The following is a 20,670-nucleotide window of genomic DNA, read 5'->3' on the forward strand; positions in this document are numbered from 1 at the left end:
AGGGAGCCGTGGTTAGCCCCTCTCCCACCGGGAGAGGGGTTGGGGTGAGGGTCCGGCGCGAAGCGTCTCGCCGAGTTGGGTCCACGAGGCTGCGCCCGTACCCTCATCCGCCCCTTCGGGGCACCTTCTCCCGAGGGGAGAAGCGAGGAGCCGTAGCCCCTCTCCCACCGGGAGAGGGATTGGGGTGAGGGTACGGCCCACCATTCGCACGCCACAGGCGGACACTCGGCGCATACTCTGCGTCATGTCCTGCCCGTGGAGAACACCGCAATGAAAGCCCTGATCCTGATCCCGCTGTTGCTGCTGGCGGGTTGCGCCTCCACCGGCCTCGGCCCGGACGGCGCGCCGATGGACGTGCGCGGCGCGGAAACGACCCAGCGCAAGATGGACAACGGCGACACCGTCGACGAGTACCGCGTGGGCGGCCAGCTGCGCATGGTCAAGGTGACCCCGGCGCACGGCCCGGCCTACTACCTGTACGACCGCAACGGCGACGGCCACATGGAAGTGGACGGCAGCAAGGACAACGTGTCGCCGGTGTACTGGAAGCTCTACAGCTGGTGATGCACGCCCTGCGCGCCGCCGAACGGCAGCGCGCACCGCGCAGCGGGCCTTCGGCGCAAGCCTGATCCTGGGGCGACCGTGGGATGACCCGCGGTCGTCCGGGAACGCGGCCGGGAGACGACGCGCTACGGCGCGTGCGCCACGCCATGGCAGGAACACGCGCCATCGATGGCCACCGAAGAGCAGCGGCATGACCCACGCCGGCGGCACGCTCACAGAGGCTGGCGACGGCAGGAATTCGTGGCGGCGGACGCCGGGCGCGGCATGGCATCCGGGCGGTTTCCGCCAGGCCGCGGGGGCGTTGCCGCAGGCTACGTCGCCACGCGCCGCAACGCCGCAGCACGCCGCTCCCGCCGACCGCCGAACGCGGGCCGCTGGGACGTTCCGGCCTCGCGCCGATGCCGACGCTCGGCGCTCAATGACTCAGCGGATCACCAGCACCGGCACCTGGCTGTTGGCGAGCACTTCCGCGGTCTGGCTGCCGAGCAGCACCCGGCTCATGCCGCGGCGGCCGTGCGAGGTCATCACGATCAGGTCGCTGTTGCAGGCCACGGCCATGTCGATGATGCCCTCGGCGGCATAGCGGTCGAGGACGTGGCGGCCGTGCGCGGTCACGCCGGTGGCCGCGGCGGCGGCCAGCGCCGGCGCCAGGATCTTCTGCGCGCCGGCTTCGCGGTCCTGGCGGTACTCGGGGCTGGCCTCATAGCCCACGCTCCAGCCCATCGCGTCGTACATGCCCATCGCCCACGGCTCGGACACGGTGACGATATCCACCTCCGCGCCGAGCTTGGCGGCCAGCGCCAGCCCCTGCTGCAGACCCTTGGCGGACAACTCGGAACCATCGATGGCGATCAGGATGCGCTGGTACATGGGATGCTCCGTTGACGCCGCGCGCGGCGGCCGGGACAGCATTGCACACCCAATGCGCGGCGCCTTCCTTGACCCGGATCAAATTCAGTCGCTGTGTGGCTTCAGCCGCCGTGCCGGATTGCCGGCCACGCGCGCGCCGGCCGGCACGTCGCGGGTGACCACGCTGCCGGCGCCGATCACCGCATCGTCGCCGATGCTCACGCCCGGCAGCACGATCGCGCCGCCACCGATCCAGACGTTGCGCCCGATCGTCAGCGGCCGCCCCAGTTCCAGTCCCTCGGCGCGCTGCGCGGCATCGCGCGGGTGATCGGCGGCGTACAGCTGCACCGCCGGCCCGATCTGGGTGCCGGCACCGATCCGCACCGGCGCCACGTCCAGGATCACGCAGTTGAAGTTGAGGAACACGTCCGCGCCGAGATGGATGTTGTAGCCGTAGTCGCAATGGAACGGCGGACGCACGACCGCACCGCGCCCGACCGAGCCCAGCCCCGCTTCCAGCAGCGCGTGCCGCCGCGCCGGCGGCTCGGCCAGCGCCGTGTTGTAGCGCAGCATCCAGGCACTGGCCGCGTCCTGCTCGGCCTGCAGCTGCGCATCGCCGGGACGATAGGCCTCGCCGGCCAGCATCTTTTCTTTCTCGCTGCGCATCCTTGCCCTCCCAGGCCGTGGTCGAACCGGGATGATCGCATCGGCGTGCGTGACGACCAACGCGCGCCGCCCCTGGGTGATGACGCACAGGCGGCGGCAGCGACGTCGTGACCTGCGCGCCACGCTGTGTTCACCGTCCAGCAACGCATACGCATCCGATCATCGAACGACCGTGCACGGCGATGCCAGGCCGCGCGGACTTTTCCCCCAGACAAGGCGGTGCGCGATGTCCGAACGTGTGGAAGCAGGCCAGATGGTGTTCGTCGCCGACGGCGAAGTCGGTGTGGGTGCGGTGCGCGAGGTCCGCGACGGCGGCGCGACCTTCGTCATCAACATCGAGAACGGCGGCGATTTCGTGGTGCCGTCGAGCGCGGTGCGCGACGTGCATTTCGGCAAGGTGATCCTGGCGGTCGAACGCCTGCCGGTGCCGCTGCGCGAAGCGCTGCGGCATCCGCATGCCGCGGAACTGCCGACCTCGACCTATGCCGCCAGCGATCCGGGCGACGGTGCGTTGAAGGACTGAGGCGGCATCCTCCCAGCCGCGCACTGCATGCGCAGTGCAACCAGCGGCCTGCGAGGCTGCGCGCTTGCCGCTGCTCCGCAGCGCGGCGGACCGGGACAGACCGCCGCTGTCGCCAGGCAGTGGATGGAGACCGCGTTCGCACCGCCGCCTTTCGACCGCGGCGGGGCGCGGCGCGCGCATGAACGGCTCCGCCTGGCGCCTGCCTCGGCCCGGCCCGGCCACGCCAGTGCACCGGCGGCCGCGGCAGGTGCTAACGTTCCGCGCTTCCGCATCCCATCCCGCCTTTCGGAGCCGCGCATGTCCTGCACCGCTTTCCCCGCCTCCCGTCGCGCCCGCCGGGCGCTGGTCCTTGGCATCGGCCTGGCCCTGGCCGGCGCCGCGCAGGCGCAGGTGGTGCGCAAGCCCGACGTGCCGGCGCCGCAGGACACGCCCTATCCCGGCACGCTGACGCTGCAGGTGGACGTCGGCGACGTGCGCCAGGGCATCTACCGGGTGCACGAGACCATCCCGGTCAGCGCCGGGCGGCTGACCCTGCAGTATCCGGAGTGGATCCCCGGCGACCATTCGCCGAGCGGACCGGTGGCGATGCTGGCCGGCCTCACCCTCACCGCCAACGGCAAGCCGCTGCCGTGGCGCCGCGACACCTTCGACGTGTACAGCTTCCACGTCGACGTGCCACAGGGTGTGAGCGCGATCGACGCCAGCTTCCAGTACCTGTCGCCGCGCGACGACGGCTTCGAGATGACCGACAAGATGCTGCAGTTGGAGTGGAACAAGGTCGCGCTGTATCCGGCCGGCCACGACACCCGCGGCATCACCGTGGCGCCGAGCGTGACCCTGCCGGCCGGCTGGGAGTTCGGCACCGCGCTGGAGACCGCCAGCCGCAACGGCGCCACCACCACCTTCAAGCCGGTCGACTTCACCACCCTGGTCGACTCGCCGATCTACGCCGGGCGCTACTTCAAGCGCGTGGACCTGACCCCGGCCGGCGGCGCGCCGGTGCACCTGGACGTGGTCGCCGACGCGCCGCGGTTCCTGGACATCAGCGCCGAGCAGCTGCAGGCGCACCGCAACCTGCCGGTGCAGGCGATCAAGCTGTTCGGCTCGCACCACTATGATCATTACGACTTCCTGTTCTCGCTGTCGGACGTGCTCGGCGGCAACGGCCTGGAGCACCACCGGTCCAGCGAGAACGGGCTGGCCGCCGACTACTTCAGCGCCTGGGCCGACAACGCGCCGGACCGCGACCTGCTGGCGCACGAGTACACGCACTCGTGGAACGGCAAGTTCCGGCGCCCGGCCGACCTGTGGACGCCCACCTTCAACGTGCCGATGGGCGACTCGCTGCTGTGGGTCTACGAAGGCCAGACCCAGTACTGGGGCTATGTGCTGACCGCACGCGCCGGGATGTGGACGCCGCAGCAGTTCCGCGATGCGCTGGCGATGACCGCGGCCAACTACGACCGCAACCGCCCCGGTTTCCGCTGGCGCTCGCTGGAGGACACCACCAACGACCCCACCGCCGCGCACCGCGCGCCGCTGCCCTACCGCAGCTGGCAGATGAGCGAGGATTACTACAGCGGCGGGCAGATGGTGTGGCTGGCGGTGGACGCCAAGCTGCGCGCGATGAGCGGCGGGCGCAAGTCGCTGGACGACGTGGCCAAGGCCTTCTTCGGCATCGACGACGGCAGTTTCGCGGTCAAGACCTATACCTTCGACGACGTCATCGCCGCGCTCGATGGCGTGGTCCACTACGACTGGGCCGACTACCTCAAACGGCGCGTGTACGAAGTCGACCCGCCGCTGCTGGAGGGCCTGCAGGCCAGCGGTTGGAAGCTGGTCTACACCGACCAGCCCAGCGAATTCGAAAAGCAGTACGACAGCCGCCACCAGTCGGCGCGGCACCGCTACAACTTCGCCTGGTCGATCGGCCTGGTGATGAACGACGACGCCAGCATCAACGACGTGCTGTGGGACGGTCCGGCGTTCAAGGCCGGAGTCAGCAGCGGCGCCACCGTGCTGGCGGTCAACGGCCAGGACTATTCGCGCGACACGCTCAAGCAGGCCATCGCCGGCGCCAAGGGCGGCACCGCGCCGATCGTGCTGACGCTCAAGTACCAGGGCGGCGTGCGCGACGTGCCGGTGAACTACCACGACGGCCTGCAGTATCCGCACCTGGTGCGGGTCGAGGGCACGCCGGACTACCTGAGCAAGATCATCGCCGCACGGCGCTGAGCCGGCACCTGCCGCCGCTGCCGGCGATGCAGCGGCGGCGGCGGCGACACGCGGCGACACCGTCACGCGCCGCACGCGGATGCTGGCGACAATGGCAACGCCGCCTCCCTCCTGCCCCGGCATGCCTGCGATCGAGTTGCTGACCCTCAATGCGCACATGGGCTTCAGCGTGCTGAAGCGGCGCTTCATGCTGCCGGAGTTGCGCGCGGCGATCCGCGCCCTGCCCGCGGACCTGGTGTTCCTGCAGGAAGTGCTGGGCGAACACCAGGTGCACGCCGGCCGCCATGCCGACTGGCCGGCGCAGAGCCAGTACGCATTCCTCGCCGATGCGCGGTGGCCGCAGTTCGCCTACGGCCGCAATGCGGTGTATCCGCACGGACACCACGGCAACGCGCTGCTGTCGCGCTTCCCGATCGCCTCCTGCGTCAACCGCGACGTCTCCATCGCCGGCCACGAGCACCGCGGGCTGCTGCATGCGGTGCTGGAGATCCCCGGGCATGCCATGGCGCTGCACGCGGTCTGCGTGCACCTGGGGCTGCGCGAGGCGCACCGGCGCCGGCAGATCGGCCTGCTCGGCGCGCTGATCGCCGACCTGCCGGCGCAGGCGCCGCTGATCGTCGCCGGCGACTTCAACGACTGGCGCCAGCGTGGGCATCGGCTGCTGCAGCGGCACGGCCTGACCGAGGCCTTCGCGCAGCTGCACGGGCGCGTGGCGCGCAGCTTCCCGGCGCGCTGGCCGCTGTTGCCGCTGGACCGGATCTACCTGCGCAACGTGCGCATCGAGAGCGCACGGGTGCTGACCGGGCGCCCCTGGTCGCAGCTGTCCGACCACGCGCCGCTGCAGGCGCGCATCGCCGTATGAGCGGTACCGACCGCCTCGATGCGCATGACGCCGCGCCACACTCCGTACGTGCCACCTGCCGCACGCGCGAGCGCTGGCGCGTCCTGCGCCGCCTCGCCTACCTGGGGTTCCTGGCACTGGTCGCGGTACTGCTGGCGCGCGCCGCGCGTGCGGTCGACTGGGCCGGGGTCGGCACCACCCTGGCTGGCTACGGCGCCGACACCCTGGCCGCGGCGGCCGGGCTGAGCGTAGCCAGCTACCTGCTGTACGCCTGCTACGACCTGGCCGCGCGCCGTTACACCGCGCATGCGGCGGCGACACCCCGGACGATGGCGATCGCGATGATCGCCTACGCCTTGAGCCTGAACGTCGGCGCGCTGATCGGCGGGACTGGGATCCGTTATCGGCTGTACGCGCGGGCCGGATTGCGCCTGGGCGCGATCAGCCGCGTGGTCGGCTTCGCCATCGCCACCAACTGGATGGGCTATCTGCTGCTGACCGGCGTGTTGCTGGCCAGTGGCCGCCTGCGCACGCCGGCGCAGTGGCCACTGAGCGGCGCGGCGCTGCCATGGATCGGCGCGGCGATGCTGGCCGCCGTGCTGGCGTATCTGATCGGCTGCCAGCGCGCGCATGGCCGCACGCTGCAGGTACGCGGCCATGTCCTGCATCTGCCGCCGTTGCCGCTGGCCCTCCTGCAACTGGGCCTGGGCGCCGGCAACTGGGCGCTGATGGGCGCCCTGCTGTACGTGCTGATGCCAGCCGGGGTGGCCTACGTCGCGGTGCTCGGCGCGCTGCTGGCCGCAGCCGTGGCCACCGCCATCGCGCACGTACCGGCCGGCATCGGCGTGATGGAAGCGGTGGTGCTGCCGCTGCTCGGCGCACAGGCGCCGCAGTCGGCGCTGCTGGCCGCGCTGCTGGCCTACCGTGCGTTCTATTATCTCGGCCCGCTGCTGCTGGCCGGCGCTGGCTACGCCATGCTGGAGGCGCGGCAGCGCCGCGGCGTGGATTAGCGGCGCCGCAGCCGTGGCTGGCGCACGCCGCCAGCGGCCCTCATAGCACCGTCAGGTTCGCGTACGCCATCACCAGCCACTTGGCGCCGGCCTCGTCGAACTGCACCTGCACGCGGGCGTGGGCGCCGCTGCCTTCGTAGTCGATGACCACGCCGCCGCCGAACTTGGGGTGCTGCACGTTGGCGCCGAGCTTGATCGCCGGCGCCTCGATCACGCTGTGCCCCATGCTGCGCGGTGCGCCCAGCGAGGCGCTGCGCGAGACCTGCACCTTCGGCCGCACTTCGTGCAGCAACTCGCGCGGGATCTCGCGCAGGAAGCGCGAGGGCACGTTGTAGTTGTCCTGGCCGTGGATGCGCCGCGACTCGGCGTAGCTCAGCACCAGCTTGTGGCGGGCGCGGGTGATGCCGACGTAGGCCAGGCGCCGCTCTTCCTCCAGGCGCCCGCTCTCTTCCAGCGAACGCGCGCTGGGGAACAGGCCGTCTTCCATGCCGGCCAGGAACACGATCGGGAATTCCAGGCCCTTGGCCGAGTGCAGGGTCATCAACTGCACGCCCTCCTCGCCGGCCTGGGCCTGGCCTTCGCCGGCCTCCAGCGAGGCGTAGGCCAGGAACGCGACCAGTTCGGTCATCGCCTGGCGGCCTTCGTCGGCGTCCTCGTCGCCGTCGGCGCGGACGAAGCGCGAAGCCACCGACACCAGTTCGTCGAGGTTGTCCGTGCGCGATTCCGAATCCAGTCCGCCACGGCTCTCCTTGCTCCAGTGCTCGCGCAGGGTGGAGCGCGCCAGCACCTGGTCGATCTGTTCGGGCAGCGGCAGCCCGGCCACTTCCGCGGCCAGCTGCTCGATCAGGCCGAGGAACTGGCCCAGCGCGTTGCGCGCGCGCGCGGCCAGTTCGCCGCCCTGCTGCGCGGCTTGTTGCGCCGCAGCCCACAGCGACAGCGACTGCGCGCGCGCCAGGCGCCGCACCTCGTCCAGGGTGCGGTCGCCGATGCCGCGCGCCGGCGTGTTCACCGCGCGCTCGAACGCCGCATCGTCGGCGCGGTTGGCGACCAGGCGCAGGTAGGCCAGGGTGTCCTTGATTTCGGCGCGCTCGAAGAAGCGCATGCCGCCGTAGACCCGGTACGGCACCTGTTCGGCGATCAGCGCCTCTTCGAACGCGCGCGACTGCGCGTTGCTGCGGTAGAGCACCGCCGCCTCGCTGTAGCTGCCGCCGTCGCGCACCCATTGGCGCACCCGCTCGACCACGTAGCGCGCCTCGTCCACCTCGTTGTAGGCGGCATACAGGTCGATCGGCTCGCCGTCGCCCGAGTCGGTCCACAGCTGCTTGCCGATGCGGTCGGGGTTGTGCGCGATCACCGCGTTGGCGGCGTTGAGGATGTTGGCGCTGGAGCGGTAGTTCTGCTCCAGGCGGATGGTCTGCGCGCTGGGGAAATCGGTGAGGAAGCGCTGTACGTTCTCGACCTTGGCGCCGCGCCAGCCGTAGATCGCCTGGTCGTCGTCGCCGACCACGAACACGTGGCCGCTGTCGCCGGCGAGCACGCGCACGAACGCGTACTGGATGGCGTTGGTGTCCTGGAATTCGTCGACCAGGATCTCGCCGAAGCGGGCGCGGTAGTGCGCCAGCAACGCCGGGGTATCGCGCAGCAGTTCGTGCGCGCGCAGCAGCAGTTCGGCGAAGTCGACCAGGCCGGCGCGGTCGCAACGCTCCTGGTACAGCGCGTAGGCGTTGCGCAGGGTGGTCACCCACTCGTCGCGCGGCTCCGGCTGGATGTGCTGCGCGCGGCGGCCCTCGTCCTTCTGCTGGTTGATCCACCACACGATCTGCTTGGGCGGGAACTTGCCCTCGTCCAGCTCCAGCTGCTGCACCACGCGCTTGACCAGCCGCAGCTGGTCGTCGGCGTCGAGCACCTGGAAGCTTTCGGGCAGTTTCGCGTCCTGCCAGTGCAGGCGCAGCAGGCGGTGCGCCAGGCCGTGGAAGGTGCCGATCCACATGCCGCGGCTGCCGTTGCGCAACTGCAGGTCGGCGCGGTGGCGCATCTCGCCCGCGGCCTTGTTGGTGAAGGTGACCGCCAGAATGCCGTGCACCGGCACGCCATGCACCTGGTGCAACCAGGCGATGCGATGGGTGAGCACGCGCGTCTTGCCGGAGCCGGCGCCGGCCAGGACCAGGTAATGGCCGGGCGCTGCGGAAACGGCCTCGCGCTGGGCGGGGTTCAGATCGTCGAGCAAATGGGAGACATCCACCGCCGCATTTTAACCGCTGCGGCGGCGCAACGGCTGCGACAGCGCGCGCCGCGCGGCACGCGGCGCGGCCTCATTCGGCGCGGAACAGCCGTTCGGCGAGGAAATCCACGAACACGCGCAGCTTCGGCGACAGTTGCCGGCGCGACGGCCACACCACGAAGAACGTGCCGCCGTCGGCCATGTGCGTCTCCAGCAGCGCCTGCAGGCGGCCGTCGGCCAGCGCGTCCCGGGCCAGGAACGCCGGCATGCAGGCGATGCCCATGCCAGCGATCGCCGCGGCACGTACCGCCTCCATGTTGTTGCAGGTGAGCACTGCCGGCGGCAGCGGCGCCGGTTCCGCCAGCGGCCAGTCCTGCGGCTTGCCGGTGCCGGGAAGGCGGAACAGCAGGCCATCGTGCGCGGCCAGCTCCGCCGGGGTCTGCGGCACGCCGCGGCGGCGCAGGTAGTCCGGCGCGGCGCACAGGCAGAAACGGAACGGCCCCAGGCGCCGCGCCAGCAGCCGCGAGTCGGCCTGCACGCCGCTGCGGATCACCGCGTCCAGGCCGTGTTCGAGCAGGTCGACCACGCGGTCGTCGAAGTCCAGGTCCAGCTCCACCTCCGGATAGCGCTGGCGGAACTCCGGCAACAGCGGCACCAGGAAGCGGTAGCCGATGGTCGGCAGGCCGACCCGCAGCCGCCCGCGCGGTGCCTGCCGGGTCTGCGCCAGCGCATCCTCGGCCTCGCGCAGATCGGCCAGCACGCGCTGGCAATGCTCCAGGAACAGCGCGCCCTCGGCGGTCAGCGCGATGCGCCGGGTGGTCCGCTGCAGCAGGCGCACGCCGAGCTCGCGCTCCAGCGCGGCCACGCTCTTGCCCACCGCCGAGGCCGAGAGGCCGAGCACGCGGCCGGCGCCGACGAAACTGCGCTGTTCGGCGGCACGGACGAAGGCAACGATGCCGGTGAGGCGATCCATGTCGCGATATTAGAGCGTTTTATTCCGTGAAGTCCGGAGAATCGCGGCCTTTTTCGGAGATTGCTGCCTCTGTATCTCTAGTGGCGTCCCGCTATCCGCCGCAAGAGCCGCTCCGATGATCTCCCGTTCGACCTCCCGCTCCACGCCCCTGCCACGCCGTGGCGCCGCCCTGGCCGCGGTGTGCCTGGCCGCCCTGGCGCTGCCGCTGAACTTCTCCGGCGGCGCCGTCGCCACCCCGGCGATCGGCGCGGCCCTGGGCGGCAGTGCGCTCGCCCTGGCCTGGATCACCAATGCCTTCATGCTCAGCTTCGGCAGCCTGCTGCTGGCCGCCGGCGCGCTCGCCGATCGGCGCGGACGTCGCGGGGTGTTCCTCGGCGGACTGGCGCTGTTCGTCCTGGCGAGCCTGGGCGTGGCCGTGGCCGGCTCGGTCGTGGCGATCGACCTGTGGCGGGCGCTGCAGGGCGTCGGGGCCGCCGCCGCGCTCGCCGCCGGCACCGCGGCACTGGCGCAGCTGTACGCCGGCGCGGCGCGCACCCGCGCGTTCAGCCTGCTCGGCACCACCTTCGGCACCGGCCTGGCGTTCGGCCCGCTGGCCGCCGGCGCGCTGAGCGAGCGGCTGGGCTGGCGCGCGATCTTCTTCGGCGTGGCCGCGGTCGCGGCGCTGGCGTGGGGACTGGCCGCACGCTGGCTGCCGGCATCGCGCGACCCGGCCGCCGGACCGCCCGACCGCGCCGGCGCACTGTGCTTCAGCGTGGCGCTGGCGCTGTTCACCGCCGGCCTGATCCAGGGACCGCACAGCGGCTGGGGCAGCGCCGCCACGCTGGCCCTGCTCGGTGCCGCGGCGATGCTGCTGCTGGTCTTCGTGCGGATCGAACGACGCCACCGCCACCCGCTGCTGGAGCTGCGCCTGTTCCGCTACCGGCGCTTCGTCGGCGTGCAGTTGCTGCCGGTCGCCACCTGCACCAGCTACGTGGTGCTGCTGGTGCTGCTGCCGCTGCGCATGATCGGCGTGGATGGCACGCCCGCCGCCCGCGCCGGCCTGACCTTGTTGGCGCTGTCGGCGCCGATGCTGCTGGTGCCGAGCCTGGCCGCCGCGCTGGCGCAGCGCATCGCCCCGGCCTGGCTGTCCGCCGCCGGATTGGCCGCGGCCGCGGCCGGCCTGTGCTGGCTCGGCGCGCGGCCACCGGCGCAGGCGCTGCCGGCGCTGCTGGTGATCGGCGCCGGCACCGCCCTGCCCTGGGGCCTGATGGATGCGCTGTCGGTCAGCGTGGTACCGCCGGAACGCGCCGGCATGGCCGCCGGCCTGTTCGGCACCTTGCGCGTGGCCGGCGAAGGCATCGCCCTGGCCAGCGTGGCGGCCCTGCTCGCGGCGTTGCTGCAGGTGCGGCTGGCCGCGGTCGCGCCGCTGCTGCCGCACGCGGCCCTGGCGGAAACCGCGCAGCGGCTGGTCGCCGGCGATCTGGCGGCATCCACGCAGGAGGGCGCACTGTCCGCGGTACAACTGCGCTTGGCCTACGCTGCGGCCTTCGGCACGCTGACCCGGGTGCTGGCGGCGATCACCACGCTGGCGGCGATCGCGATCTGCGTGCTGCTCGGGCGCACGCCGCAGGACGCGGTGGAGGGGAGCCCCTGATCGCGATGGAAGACCCGCCTGTAGGACCGCCCGTCGCGGCTAGCAACGAAGCCAAGGTCCTGTCCCTGTAGGAGCGGCTTCAGCCGCGACGGGCGTGACCGAAATTCCGGGTCGCGGCTGCCCGCGCGCAACCGCGGCCGGCATGCGCCGCGGCGCTCAATGCACGGCGGCGACCGGCAGATCCAACGCCAGCAACGCCTGCGCGGTCTGCTGCGCCTGCACCCGCAGCTCGGGGATCGCCAGGCTTTCCCACAGGCTGCCGATGCGCAGGCTGCCGAGCACGCGGATGCGCGGGGTGGCGCGGCCGTCGGCATCCAGCAGCGCGCCATCGGCGGCGCTGGCCACGCCGATGCCGTGCGGGCCGGGCTGCGCGTGGCCGCAGCCGAGCACCTGGTGCAGCAGCGGATTGCGCATGGTCTGCGCGCGCAGCTCGACGCCGGTGGCGTTGATCACGCAGTGCGCGTCAAGCTGCAGCGGCACGCCGTCGGCGCCCATGCCGTTGACCTGCACGCAGGCGCCCACCGGGAACACCGTGTCCAGCCGCGTGCGGTGCAGGCGCAACTGGCCGACCCGGCGCATCGCCTGCAGTTGCGCGAACACGGGGGCGGCGATGCGGTGCCGGTGCACGTCCCAGTAGCGCACCACGTGACGCAGGAAGCGGCGCTGCTCGACGACCGACAGCGACTGCCACAGCGCCTGGCTCAGCGGCCGCACCCGGTCCATCACGCTCTGCCAGGACCGGCCCTGCGCCTGCGCCACGGCGGCGTGGCGGCGCAGCGCGCGCGCGCGCTGGCGCAACGGCAGCGCCAGCAACGCCTGCGCATCGAACTCGGCCGGCGCGCCATGCGCGGCGTGCGGCAACGGCAGCAAGGCATGCCGCGAGACCACGTGCACCGGGCCGCGGTGCGCGTTGGCCAGCAGGGTCAGCACGCTGTCGGCCATGCTCAGGCCGGAGCCGACGATGCACACCGTGGCCTCGCGCGGGATCGCCTGCAACTGCGCGTAGTCCCAGGCCTCGATCCGCGACGGCGCGTCGAGACTGGGGGCACCCCGCGCCGGCAGCGGGCGCAGGCTGTTGCCCAGCGCCAGCACGGTGGCGCCGGCATGCAGCCGGCCGCCATCGTGCAACTGCAGGAGCTGCCCGCCTGTCGGCTGCGGATGCAGCGCCAGCACGCGCGCCTGGCGCCATTGCAGGCGCGCCGGCCCGGCGGCCTGCGCCTGCAGCAGACGCGCGCGCAGGTAGGCGGCGTAATGGCGGCGTTGCACGTAGGCCTCGGCCAGCGCCGCGCGCGACAGCTGCGGATACAGCGCCTGCTGCTGCAGCCAGTCGAGAAAGTCCTCGGGCGCCTCGGCGAAGGCGCTCATGCGCCCGGCGGTCACGTTCAGCAGATGCTCGGCGCAGGGCGTCGCATAGGCCACGCCCTGCGCCAGCGCCGGCTGCGATTCGATCAGTTGTACGCGCAGCGCGGTGCCGGCCTGCCGCAGCAGCTGCAGGGCGACCAGCACGCCGGCCGCGCCGCCGCCGACGATGGCGATGTCGCAGTCGTCCTCGGCCGGTTCGCTGGGCACAAGCTCATTCATGCCGCGATTGTAAGGGAAGCCCCGACCGGCCCGGCCCGCGGCTGAGAACCGTGGTGCATGTGCCGGCACCGATCGCGCATGAGCCCGTCATGCGCCTGTCATCGGCGTGCGTCACATCAGGGCATCGGCCAGGCGCGCGATGCCTTCGCGGCTGCGCCGCCAGGCCGGCCGTTTGCGCCAGTCCTGCAGCGACAGCACCCGTGCATCGGCCAGGTAGTCGGCTTCCACCGCGCGCAACCGCTGCACCACCGCGGCGCTGTAGCACAGCATGCCGACCTCGGCGTTCAACGCGAACGAGCGGATGTCCAGGTTGATCGACCCGACCAGGGCGATGCCTTCGTCCACGCTCAGGTGCTTGGCGTGCAGGAAGCACGGCCGGTACAGCGCGATCTTGACTCCGCTGCGCAGCAGTTCGTCGTAATAGGCCTCCTGCGCCCAGGCGGTGAGCCGCTGGTTGTTGCTCTCGGACAGGATCAATTGCACGTCCACCCCGGACAGCGCGGCGATGCGCAGCGCGCTGAGCGTGGCCTCGTCGGGCACGAAGTACGGCGTGACCATGACGATGCGCCGCCGCGCCAGATGGATCAGCGCGTTGACCGTGTCGCGCGCGTTCTCGAACGGGTACGCCGGCCCGCTGGGCAGCAGCTGCGTGGCGACGCCGCCGCCGTGGATGGAGGCCGGCGCGACCACGCTCAGGCGCTGCCCGGTCTCGATGAACCAGTCGCTGGCGAACACCGCTTCCAGATGCGCCACCACCGGCCCCTGCACCCGCGCCACCAGCTCGCGGTTGGGATGGCCGGGGACGAACTGCGGCTCGGCCAGGTTCTGCGAGCCGATGTAGCCGACGCGGTTGTCGATCACCGCGATCTTGCGGTGGTTGCGCAGGTCCATGCGGCCGCTGCGGCGCCAGCGCAGCCCGCCCGGCAGCAGCGCCTGCACCTCGACCCCGGCCGCGTGCAGGCGTTTGCGGTAACGGCGCAGGCCGCGACGGCCGCCGCGCGCATCCAGCAGCAGCCGGCAGCGCACGCCGCGCGCGGCGGCGCGCAGCAGCGCGGCGCTCACCGCATCGCCGACCGCGTCGTCGAACATCAGGTAGTACAGCAGGTGCACGCGCTCCACCGCCGCGTCGATGTCGTCGATCAGCGCCTGCAGCGACGGGGCGTAGCGGTCGAGCAGCTCGACGCTGTTGCCGTGGGTCGGCATGAAGTCGCCCTGGCGCTCGACCAGCGGCACCACTTCGGCGATCACGGTATCGGCCGGCGGCGCCCAGCGCAGCGCGGTCAGCGGCACCTGCTGCTCGCGGATCACCTGCGAGGCCAGCGCCTGGCGGCGGATGCGCTCGCGCGAGAGCCAGGGGTGGCCGAGCAGCAGGTACAGCGGCAGCCCCAGCAGCGGCACGAAGCCCACCAGCAGCAGCCAGCTGCGCGCGGCCCCGGGCGTGGTGCGGGTAGGGATCCACAACAGCGCCACCAGCCGGATCAGCCAGTCCAGCGCCAGCAGCCACGTGCCTTCCAACCAGACTGGCAGCATCGCGATCCTCGTCACCCAAGTCGCCCGATTCTGCGGGCTGCGGCGGCAAACGCAACCATGGCCGCCTCGGCGGCGCGCGGTTTCGCCTCGCCCAGACGCACGAAACCCGCCTTGCGGCGGGTTCCGTGTCCAGCGTGGGCGGCGATCCGAGGATCAGCCGATCACTTGATCTTGCCTTCCTTGTACAGGACGTGCTTGCGCACGACCGGATCGTACTTGAGGAATTCCATCTTCCCCGGGGTGTTCTTCTTGTTCTTGTCCGTGGTGTAGAAGTGGCCGGTACCGGCCGAGGAAATCATACGGACCTTATCGCGCTTGCCTGCCATGATGCTCTACTCCTCAGACCTTTTCGCCGCGCGCACGCAGCTCAGCCAGAACGACGTCGATGCCGTTCTTGTCGATGGTGCGCAGCGCGTGCGCGGAAACCTTCAGCTTGACCCAGCGGTTCTCGCTGGCGACCCAGAAGCGGCGCTCGTGCAGGTTGGGCAGGAAGCGACGACGGGTTCTGTTGTTGGCGTGGGAGACGTTGTTACCCGTCTGCACACGCTTGCCGGACACTTGGCATACGCGGGACATTACGCACCTCGATAGAAAGTTTGAGTCGCCCATAGCCTGGGAGACGGCGGCCCCGGCAGCCTTGTGGGCCACCACGCGACGTGGGAAATCAAACGGTTACGCTGGAAAAAGCCGGCCGGAGATCGCGCATCCGGCCGCCGGCCCCGACCTCGTCGGGCACAGCGAGCCGCGCATTATGCAGGCGATCAAGGGCTTGTGCAAGTTGTCCACAGGCCGCGCAGCCGCCGTGACCGGCCGCAGGGTCCGCGCGGCCTCGCCCGGACCCTGCCTGGCCGCCGCGATCGCCGGCTAGGCGGGGTCGGGGCCCAGCACCTCCACCGTCCAGTCGATGAAGGCACGCAGCCGCTGGCTCATGTGCCGGTTGGGCGCGAACATCAGATGCATCGGCATCGGCGGCAACTGCCAGTCCTGCAGCAGCGGCCGCAGCGCGCCGCTGGCCACGTGCGGCGCGGCCATGTAGGACGGCAGCACGACCACGCCCAACCCGGCCAGTCCGGCGGCCAGATAGGCGTTGCCGTCGTCGAAGCCGACCTGGTAGCGGCCCTGCACCTGGCACTGCTCCTGGCCGCGCCGCGCCTGGAAGCTGCGCGCGCGGCCGCTGCGCGGGCTGAGGAAGCCGACCATGCAATGCGCCGGCCCGTCCAGCGCGCGCGGGTGGTCCGGCACGCCGTGCCGATGCAGGTACACCGGACTGGCATGGAACCCCAGCGGCAGGCTGGCCAGCGGCCGTGCCACCAGCGCCGGATCGGCCGGCACGCCACCGCGGATCACGCAGTCGACCTGGTCGGCGATCACGTCGACCTCGCGGTCGCTCACGCCCACGTCGAGCTGGATCTGCGGGTAGCGGGTGTGGAAGTCGGCCAACGCCGGCACCAGCCGCAGGCGCGCGTACGGCCCTGGCACGTCGATGCGCAGGCGTCCGCGCGGCGCCGCCGCGGCGCTGCCCAGGCCGGCCTCGACCTCTTCCAGCTCGGCCAGCAGGCGCGCGATGCGCGGGTAGTAGGCGGCGCCGTCGGCGGTGACGCTGACCCGGCGGGTGGTGCGGTGGAGCAGGCGCAGCCGCAGGTGCGCCTCCAACTGCTGCACCAGTTGGGTCACGGTGGTACGGCTGAGCTGCAGGGTGTGCGCGGCGCGGGTGAAGCTGCCGGTCTCCACCACCCGCGCGAACGCCCGCATCGCCTCGAATCGGTCCATCGGCCGCCCGCGATTGTTTGGAATCGACAATCAATCTAGGCGGACCATCGCGGTTTATCCAGACAACAGCGCCCGCCACGCTGGCGACTCCGGCAGGCGCAGCGCGCGCCGCCCCTTTTCTGGAGCGCCCCCATGTCCCACCGCGATGTCGTCTTTCCCGCCGGCCGCCAGGCGCTGTACGCGCGCAACCGCTACTCGCCGGCGATCCGCTGCAATGGCCTGCTGTTCGTCTCCGGCCAGGTCGGCAGCCGCGAGGACGGCTCGCCCGAGCCGGAGTTCGCCACCCAGGTGCGCCGCGCCTTCGACAACCTCAACGCGGTGCTGGCCGCCGCCGGCTGCACGTTCGACGACGTGATCGACGCGACCGTGTTCCTGGTCGATCCGGAACGCAACTTCGCCACCGCCTGGGCGATCGTGCCCGAGTACTGGGGCCAGGCGCCGCACCCGACGCTGACCGGCATCGGCGTGACCTGGCTGTCCGGTTTCCAGTTCGAGATCAAGGTGATCGCGAAGCTGCCCTGAGCACGGCAGGTCAATCGTGCGGCGGCACCGTGGCGTAACGGATCACGTCCAACGCAGCCGCCGGATCGCAGGCGTACAGTCCCGCGCCCCATGCTGCGTTCAATTCCACGCAGGCCCAGCCATCTTGGGCGATCAATCCCACATCGATCACGATGGCCCGCGGTAGATCAACCGAGACGTCCTCGAGCAGTTGCTGGACGAAACCGAGCATGTCTCGGTCTTCTTCGTCACTGCTTTCAAAACCGCTATCGCGTTGTAGTTCGCCATCACGACAGTAGAGCGAGAACGTTCGCACTTCACGGTCGAGCACGAAACAGCGGAATTCGCTCTGCCAATGCACGACCTCCGAAACAAGGACCGGCATATCGTCATCGTAGTCCTTTGGCAGGGCCGAACCCACGTACACACCGGCAGGAAAGCTCTTGTCGTTTGGCGGTTTGATGAAAGCCGGTGAGGTTCGCTGACGCGCCTCAGCCAGCGTCGTCAGGACGATTTTCCGTCGTCGATACGTCTGCGGTAGTCGCACCAGCCAGTCTTGTGGTGGATCTAACAGCGTTACCCCTAACGTCTCAGCGAATGTTGGACCGAACAATGCCTCGGCATATAGCACGGGCGACTCAACATCACGCAATGCATCGGGGATGGCCCACCCGGCGAGCCGTTCAATACGCCATCCACGTCCCGCCGCAACCTTCCATAGCGCACGCGAGTCCTCGGTCTGCCGTGGCGTCATGAGCAGCGTGGGCATTGGCATCTTTCCTGGGCGGGTGGTGGACGGTAGGAAACGCAAGGATATCTGGACGAGGCAGGCGCATCGGCGTCCTGGTGGACTTCCCGGCGAGATCGATAGGCGCAGGTTGATATTGTGTCCGCGCGGACGCGCTTGTTAGTCTGCCGGCCTCATGCGCCGCTTCTTCCGACCACTGCGTACCTCCCTGCTGATGCTGCTGCTGGCGGCGTTCGTGGTGGTGCCGGTGGCCGATGCGCTGGCCTGCGCGCTGGAACCGGAATCGGCCGATGCGGTGCACACGCCCGTCGCGGCGCATGCCGATGGCGACGACAGCGACGGCAAGCACACCGGCACCGGCAGCTGCAGTCACAACCATTGCCACCACTCGAATCTGAGCCTGCCGGCGAGCACCCTCGGCGTGCTCGGCGCGCCGCGGCCGGCGCGCTGGATGCAGACCGGCGACGCCGCACCCGACGGCCTCGCCCAGGATGGATTGAAGCGTCCTCCCCGGGCGTGAGTTGAACGCATCCCGCGACCGCGGGCGTCCGTTTCTCTCACTTCCGGAATCTTTCCATGTCGCATCCGACACGTCGGCCGCCGCGCGCGGCCGGGCGGGTCGTCGCCGTGCTGCTGGGCCTGGCCCCGGCCGCGCTGGCGATGGCGCAGACCGCCCCTTCCTACGCCACCTTGCTGCAACGCCTGGACCAGCTGCCCGGCACCCGCGTCGGCGCGGCGCTGGCCGAGGCCGCCGACGCGCGCGCCGAGCAGGCCCGGGCGCTGCCCAACCCGTCGCTGTCCTGGTCCACCGAAAACGCCTGGGGCAGCGGCGCCTATGCCGGCACGGGCCGGGCCGAAACCACGCTCAGCCTGTCGCAGCCGCTGGAGGTTTGGGGCCAGCGCGGCGCACGCGTGCGCGCGGCCCGTGCCGAAGCCGACAGCGCCGCGTTGCGCGGCGCGCAGCACCGCAACGATGCCGCCGGCGAGCTGGCGCTGGCCTACGCGCAGGCGGAGGCCGCGCTGCGCCGCGCCGCCCTGGCCGACCAGGCGCTGGCGCTGACCCGCGCCGATGCGGCGGCCATGGCCGCGATGGTCGCGCAGGGCCGCGAGCCGCAGCTGCGCGCGGTGCAGGCGCGCAGCGAGGTGGCCGATGCCAGCGCCGCCGTGGACGAGGCGCAGGCGTTCCGCGACGCGGCGCTGGCGCGCCTGGCCGCCATCGCCCTGCTGGAGGCGCCGGTGCAGTCCATCGACGCCGGCCTGCTCGACCGCACACCGCCGCTGCCGCGCGCAACCGAGGCGGCGGCACTGCCAGTGCGCATCGCCACCGCCGAGGCCGAGGCCGCCGCCCGCCTGGTCGAGGTGGAGCGCAAGCGCGCCCTGCCCGACCTGAGCCTGACCGCCGCGCAGACGCGCTTCCGCGAAGATCGCGCCCATGCCTACACGCTCGGCGTCAGCCTCAGCGTGCCGCTGTTCGACCGCAACCGCGGCGGCGTGCGTGCCGCCAGCGCCGAACAGCGCGCGGCCGAGGCACGGCTGGACCAGCAACGGCGCGCCAGCGCTGCCGACCGTCTGGCGGCGCTGGCCACGCTGAAGGCCGCCGGCAGCCGCACACGCGCGGCCGACGACGGCGTGGCGGCCGCGGAGGAGGCCTATCGCCTGGCCCGCATCGGCTTCGATGCCGGACGCATCGCACAACTGGAACTGCGCAGCACCCGTGCCGCACTCATCGCCGCCCGCGGCCTCGCCGTGGATGCCCGCCTGGCGCGGGTCACGGCAGAAATCGAACTGGCCCGCCTGGAAGGGCGCGCGCCGTTCATGGAGGTCCAATGAACCTGTCCCGTCCGATCTTCCGTGCCGGCAGCCTGCTGCTGGCACTCCTGCTGGGCGCCTGCGCCGGCGACAGGCAGGCCGCCCCGGCGACCGGCGACGCGCACGGCCATGGCGCCGGGCGCCAGCAGGATGCGCCCGAGCCCGCGGCGACGTCCGCTGCCGCTGCCGCTGCCGATGCCGATGCCGGCGACACGGTGCGGCTGACCCCGCAGCAACGCGCCGCATCCGGGATCGAAGTAGTCGCGGTCGGCCGCGGCGGCGGCGCCTCGACCCGTCTGGCCGGCCGGGTCGAACCGGCGGTGGGCGCGCGCGCCGCGGTGGCGGCGAGCATCACCGGCCGCGTCGAGCGCGTGCTGGTCGCGCCCGGCAGCGCGGTGCGCCGCGGGCAGCCGCTGGCGATCGTGGTCAGCGGCGAGGCCGCGGTGTTCCGCGCCAATGCGCTGGCCGCCAGCGCCGAGGCCGAGGCCGCGCGGCTGGCGCATGCCCGCGACCAGACCCTGGTCGCGCAGGGCGTGGTCGCCCGCCAGGAGCTGGAACGCTCGCACGCGCGGGCCGTGGCGGCGCGTGCGCAAGCCGCGGCGGCGCAGGCGCAGGCCGCCGCCAATGGCGCGCCGGACGCCAGCGGCCGCGTGCGCATCGTCAGCCCGCTGGACGGGCGGGTCGGTGCCGTGCAGGTCACCCCGGGCAGCGTGGTCGCGGCCGGTAGCGTGGTGGCCGAGGTCACCGATCCGGCGATGAACGAACTGGTGTTCGCCGCGCCGCCGGCATTGGCCGCGCAGGTCGCGCCGGGGACGACGTTGGAGGTGAGCGCGCCGGGCGGCAACTTTGCCGCAACGGTCACTGCGGCGACCGCCGACCTGCGCGCCGCGGGCGGCGCCGCGGTGATCCGTGCGATGCCGGTCGCCGCGCCGGTGCCGCCGGCAGGGTCGCCGGTGTCGGCGGTGGTCGTCACCGAGGATGAGGACACCGCACTGAGCGTGCCGGCCGACGCCGTGCAGACCGTGGAAGGGCGCAGCGCGGTGTTCGTCGCCGTTGCCGAGGGCTTTCGCGCGCAGCCGGTGCTGACCGGGCGCCGCGCCGGCGATCGCCTCGAGATCCTCGACGGATTGCGCGGCAGCGAACGCATCGCCGGCCGCAATGCCTTCCTGCTCAAGGCCGAACTGGCCAAGGGCGACGCCGAGCACGGCCACTGAGG

20 protein-coding genes are annotated in these 20,670 nt (G+C 71.8%); 10 read left to right on the plus strand and 10 right to left on the minus strand.

All coding sequences use genetic code 11. The features are described from left to right. The first annotated feature begins 270 nt into the window (after positions 1–270). Positions 271–564, plus strand: coding sequence for a DUF2782 domain-containing protein (locus AC1PME_RS20295; RefSeq protein ID WP_481096842.1), 294 nt, complete (start codon positions 271–273; stop codon positions 562–564). A 423-nt stretch (positions 565–987) separates the two neighbouring features. On the opposite strand, the gene AC1PME_RS20300 is transcribed toward AC1PME_RS20295, so the two are convergent. Further along, on the minus strand, positions 988–1,434 hold the full coding sequence (locus AC1PME_RS20300) for a universal stress protein (protein ID WP_152239900.1): 447 nt from the start codon (positions 1,432–1,434) through the stop codon (positions 988–990). Positions 1,435–1,518: 84 nt separating this feature from the next. Next, positions 1,519–2,079: a sugar O-acetyltransferase gene (locus AC1PME_RS20305; RefSeq protein WP_254459596.1), complete on the minus strand. Its 561-nt coding sequence runs from the start codon at positions 2,077–2,079 to the stop codon at positions 1,519–1,521. Between the two features lie 226 nt (positions 2,080–2,305). Between AC1PME_RS20305 and AC1PME_RS20310 the strand changes: the two genes are divergently transcribed. From AC1PME_RS20310 to AC1PME_RS20325, 4 genes are all read left to right on the plus strand, one after another. After that, on the plus strand, positions 2,306–2,602 hold the full coding sequence (locus tag AC1PME_RS20310; RefSeq protein WP_481096843.1) for a hypothetical protein: 297 nt from the start codon (positions 2,306–2,308) through the stop codon (positions 2,600–2,602). 297 nt (positions 2,603–2,899) lie between these two features. Continuing rightward, on the plus strand, positions 2,900–4,837 hold the full coding sequence (locus tag AC1PME_RS20315; RefSeq protein ID WP_481096844.1) for a M61 family metallopeptidase: 1,938 nt from the start codon (positions 2,900–2,902) through the stop codon (positions 4,835–4,837). 121 nt (positions 4,838–4,958) lie between these two features. Then, positions 4,959–5,699: an endonuclease/exonuclease/phosphatase family protein gene (locus AC1PME_RS20320; protein ID WP_481096845.1), complete on the plus strand. Its 741-nt coding sequence runs from the start codon at positions 4,959–4,961 to the stop codon at positions 5,697–5,699. Next, the gene (locus tag AC1PME_RS20325) at positions 5,696–6,688 is read left to right on the plus strand and encodes a UPF0104 family protein (RefSeq protein ID WP_481096846.1); all 993 of its coding nucleotides are present in this window, start codon (positions 5,696–5,698) and stop codon (positions 6,686–6,688) included. Before AC1PME_RS20320 ends, AC1PME_RS20325 begins: the two co-directional genes overlap by 4 nt. 40 nt (positions 6,689–6,728) lie before the next feature. On the opposite strand, the gene uvrD is transcribed toward AC1PME_RS20325, so the two are convergent. Further along, a complete protein-coding gene (gene uvrD / locus AC1PME_RS20330; protein ID WP_481096847.1) occupies positions 6,729–8,930 on the minus strand; it encodes a DNA helicase II in 2,202 nt (733 codons plus the stop codon). Positions 8,931–9,000: 70 nt separating this feature from the next. Next, on the minus strand, positions 9,001–9,882 hold the full coding sequence (locus AC1PME_RS20335) for a LysR family transcriptional regulator (protein WP_481096848.1): 882 nt from the start codon (positions 9,880–9,882) through the stop codon (positions 9,001–9,003). A gap of 115 nt (positions 9,883–9,997) precedes the next feature. Between AC1PME_RS20335 and AC1PME_RS20340 the strand changes: the two genes are divergently transcribed. Then, positions 9,998–11,515 (plus strand): MFS transporter, encoded by a 1,518-nt coding sequence (locus AC1PME_RS20340; protein ID WP_481096849.1) that lies wholly within the window; start codon positions 9,998–10,000, stop codon positions 11,513–11,515. A gap of 156 nt (positions 11,516–11,671) precedes the next feature. Here AC1PME_RS20340 and AC1PME_RS20345 read toward each other — a convergent pair whose 3' ends face one another. From AC1PME_RS20345 to AC1PME_RS20365, 5 genes are all read right to left on the minus strand, one after another. Beyond that, on the minus strand, positions 11,672–13,096 hold the full coding sequence (locus AC1PME_RS20345) for an FAD/NAD(P)-binding protein (protein WP_481096850.1): 1,425 nt from the start codon (positions 13,094–13,096) through the stop codon (positions 11,672–11,674). 111 nt (positions 13,097–13,207) lie between these two features. Next, positions 13,208–14,626, minus strand: coding sequence for a cardiolipin synthase (gene cls, locus AC1PME_RS20350; protein ID WP_307547256.1), 1,419 nt, complete (start codon positions 14,624–14,626; stop codon positions 13,208–13,210). Positions 14,627–14,787: 161 nt separating this feature from the next. Next, positions 14,788–14,955 (minus strand): 50S ribosomal protein L33, encoded by a 168-nt coding sequence (gene rpmG / locus AC1PME_RS20355; protein WP_169411268.1) that lies wholly within the window; start codon positions 14,953–14,955, stop codon positions 14,788–14,790. A 10-nt stretch (positions 14,956–14,965) separates the two neighbouring features. Next, positions 14,966–15,202 (minus strand): 50S ribosomal protein L28, encoded by a 237-nt coding sequence (rpmB, locus tag AC1PME_RS20360; RefSeq protein WP_184414189.1) that lies wholly within the window; start codon positions 15,200–15,202, stop codon positions 14,966–14,968. 288 nt (positions 15,203–15,490) lie between these two features. After that, positions 15,491–16,396 (minus strand): LysR family transcriptional regulator, encoded by a 906-nt coding sequence (locus AC1PME_RS20365; protein WP_307547259.1) that lies wholly within the window; start codon positions 16,394–16,396, stop codon positions 15,491–15,493. A gap of 132 nt (positions 16,397–16,528) precedes the next feature. On the opposite strand from AC1PME_RS20365, the gene AC1PME_RS20370 reads away from it, so the two are divergent. Then, positions 16,529–16,918 carry a RidA family protein gene (locus AC1PME_RS20370; RefSeq protein ID WP_254459607.1) on the plus strand — a complete coding sequence of 130 codons (390 nt, stop codon included), beginning with the start codon at positions 16,529–16,531 and terminating at the stop codon, positions 16,916–16,918. A 10-nt stretch (positions 16,919–16,928) separates the two neighbouring features. Here AC1PME_RS20370 and AC1PME_RS20375 read toward each other — a convergent pair whose 3' ends face one another. Beyond that, positions 16,929–17,666: an ATP-grasp domain-containing protein gene (locus AC1PME_RS20375; protein WP_481096851.1), complete on the minus strand. Its 738-nt coding sequence runs from the start codon at positions 17,664–17,666 to the stop codon at positions 16,929–16,931. 154 nt (positions 17,667–17,820) lie between these two features. Between AC1PME_RS20375 and AC1PME_RS20380 the strand changes: the two genes are divergently transcribed. The 3 genes from AC1PME_RS20380 to AC1PME_RS20390 are packed head-to-tail and all read left to right on the plus strand — an operon-like array spanning position 17,821 to position 20,668. Further along, positions 17,821–18,165: a hypothetical protein gene (locus tag AC1PME_RS20380; protein WP_481096852.1), complete on the plus strand. Its 345-nt coding sequence runs from the start codon at positions 17,821–17,823 to the stop codon at positions 18,163–18,165. A gap of 56 nt (positions 18,166–18,221) precedes the next feature. Beyond that, positions 18,222–19,475: a TolC family protein gene (locus AC1PME_RS20385; RefSeq protein ID WP_481096853.1), complete on the plus strand. Its 1,254-nt coding sequence runs from the start codon at positions 18,222–18,224 to the stop codon at positions 19,473–19,475. After that, positions 19,472–20,668 (plus strand): efflux RND transporter periplasmic adaptor subunit, encoded by a 1,197-nt coding sequence (locus AC1PME_RS20390; protein WP_481096854.1) that lies wholly within the window; start codon positions 19,472–19,474, stop codon positions 20,666–20,668. Before AC1PME_RS20385 ends, AC1PME_RS20390 begins: the two co-directional genes overlap by 4 nt. Positions 20,669–20,670: the final 2 nt, after the last annotated feature.

It is taken from the genome of Xanthomonas sp. NCPPB 901, from assembly GCF_056725085.1.

Coding starts and splice junctions, on each gene's coding strand:
- AC1PME_RS20295 (WP_481096842.1), top strand. CDS start 271: ATGAAAGCCCTGATCCTGATCCCGCTGTTGCTGCTGGCGGGTTGCGCC.
- AC1PME_RS20300 (WP_152239900.1), bottom strand. CDS start 1,434: ATGTACCAGCGCATCCTGATCGCCATCGATGGTTCCGAGTTGTCCGCC.
- AC1PME_RS20305 (WP_254459596.1), bottom strand. CDS start 2,079: ATGCGCAGCGAGAAAGAAAAGATGCTGGCCGGCGAGGCCTATCGTCCC.
- AC1PME_RS20310 (WP_481096843.1), top strand. CDS start 2,306: ATGTCCGAACGTGTGGAAGCAGGCCAGATGGTGTTCGTCGCCGACGGC.
- AC1PME_RS20315 (WP_481096844.1), top strand. CDS start 2,900: ATGTCCTGCACCGCTTTCCCCGCCTCCCGTCGCGCCCGCCGGGCGCTG.
- AC1PME_RS20320 (WP_481096845.1), top strand. CDS start 4,959: ATGCCTGCGATCGAGTTGCTGACCCTCAATGCGCACATGGGCTTCAGC.
- AC1PME_RS20325 (WP_481096846.1), top strand. CDS start 5,696: ATGAGCGGTACCGACCGCCTCGATGCGCATGACGCCGCGCCACACTCC.
- AC1PME_RS20335 (WP_481096848.1), bottom strand. CDS start 9,882: ATGGATCGCCTCACCGGCATCGTTGCCTTCGTCCGTGCCGCCGAACAG.
- AC1PME_RS20340 (WP_481096849.1), top strand. CDS start 9,998: ATGATCTCCCGTTCGACCTCCCGCTCCACGCCCCTGCCACGCCGTGGC.
- AC1PME_RS20345 (WP_481096850.1), bottom strand. CDS start 13,096: ATGAATGAGCTTGTGCCCAGCGAACCGGCCGAGGACGACTGCGACATC.
- cls (WP_307547256.1), bottom strand. CDS start 14,626: ATGCTGCCAGTCTGGTTGGAAGGCACGTGGCTGCTGGCGCTGGACTGG.
- rpmB (WP_184414189.1), bottom strand. CDS start 15,202: ATGTCCCGCGTATGCCAAGTGTCCGGCAAGCGTGTGCAGACGGGTAAC.
- AC1PME_RS20365 (WP_307547259.1), bottom strand. CDS start 16,396: ATGGACCGATTCGAGGCGATGCGGGCGTTCGCGCGGGTGGTGGAGACC.
- AC1PME_RS20370 (WP_254459607.1), top strand. CDS start 16,529: ATGTCCCACCGCGATGTCGTCTTTCCCGCCGGCCGCCAGGCGCTGTAC.
- AC1PME_RS20375 (WP_481096851.1), bottom strand. CDS start 17,666: ATGCCCACGCTGCTCATGACGCCACGGCAGACCGAGGACTCGCGTGCG.
- AC1PME_RS20380 (WP_481096852.1), top strand. CDS start 17,821: ATGCGCCGCTTCTTCCGACCACTGCGTACCTCCCTGCTGATGCTGCTG.
- AC1PME_RS20385 (WP_481096853.1), top strand. CDS start 18,222: ATGTCGCATCCGACACGTCGGCCGCCGCGCGCGGCCGGGCGGGTCGTC.
- AC1PME_RS20390 (WP_481096854.1), top strand. CDS start 19,472: ATGAACCTGTCCCGTCCGATCTTCCGTGCCGGCAGCCTGCTGCTGGCA.